General features: G+C 35.8%; 1 protein-coding gene. It reads right to left on the minus strand.

The genetic code is table 11. From position 1 onward, the window contains the following. Positions 1-661: 661 nt before the first annotated feature. Positions 662-1222 carry a hypothetical protein gene (locus ACP45E_RS08735; protein WP_017038638.1) on the minus strand — a complete coding sequence of 187 codons (561 nt, stop codon included), beginning with the start codon at positions 1220-1222 and terminating at the stop codon, positions 662-664. Between the last annotated feature and the right edge of the window lie 45 nt (positions 1223-1267).

Genomic DNA, 1267 nt, shown 5'->3' on the forward strand with positions numbered 1-1267 from the left:
GAAACGTAACCCACTGTTTTAGTTACGTTTAAACGCCTTGTTAGTTGCACTTTTTAGCTAAACGTACTCGATTCATTCTAGTGTAATTCAACCTTTCAACTACCTTCTTAGATGAATCAGATTGAAAACGAACATTCCAAAGATAAAAGTTTTTGGGGGCCGACGCACTGAAAAATGAAAGGAAGTTGTTTTTTGTTATTAATAAATCATGTTTAAGGTCGATTTTAACAAACCAAGGGCGATTCTTTGAAGTACCTGTAGAAATTTTGTCTATATAACTCCAAGGAATCTCATCTTCATATTCGTTGCACCTTAAATGTGAGAACTTTAGTCCTGTACTGGTAACTGTAACTGAATTATTTACAGTCTTGTACACAAGATAAAATATAAACAAACACCATGAAAGAGCAAAAACACTTTGTATAATGGTAGATACTATTGAAGAGGTATTTATTGGTTCGCTAGAAAGCATAACGATGCAATATTGCATGAAAACATATCCAGCAAATAAAGCGCAACCATAATATGCACTCCAAAAGTTACTAGCTTTTATATAAAGTAATTTTGACAAATGATCGAATCCTTGAACTGTGCAACTAACGCCCGCTTAAACTGTGAGTGAATGTGTGCCAAAATGGAGCGAAGCGAAATCGGCACGCGTTTACGAATCAGATTTGAAGCGTTTGTTAGTTGCTTTTTCTACAATAACTAAACAGAGATCTGCACATTTTGAAAAAATGTATTCAAAAGGCAAATCTCTATTGTTTGACCGAACTTCAAATCCCTTTGAGTTTGCTTCCACAATGTCTCCATATATAGACTCACAAACAACAGTGATCGATACCCCATCCAGTACATCGATGCTCTTCACTGGAATAGTGTACCTATACATAACCTCAAAGGACGAAGCACTAACGCAAAAAGGTAATGATGTTGAAACGTCTTTTCTTTGAGGCAATTTGTCCTCGATTACCTTTGAAAAATCATTGAAATGAGTAATTTCAATATCTTCATTTTCTAAGTGCAGTGTGATTTTTTTGAGGATAGCAACGCCATTGCCGTCATTAATCAACTTAAATTCTCGAGTTAACCATTCGTCGCGAGCATCTGCTGAGAAATAGGTATGAATAATTGGTAGTAATTCTTTCCTATTATGCTGTCGTTGAACAAAAAGTGTTGTACAAGCGACAAATAGGGCCAGTAAAACCAAGAATGTTTCCATTATGTCTCCGAATTTTGATTAGCAACTAACGCTCTGCTAAGCGGC

The sequence above is a fragment of the Vibrio genomosp. F10 str. 9ZD137 genome, assembly GCF_049974785.1.
Taxonomy (GTDB): domain Bacteria; phylum Pseudomonadota; class Gammaproteobacteria; order Enterobacterales; family Vibrionaceae; genus Vibrio.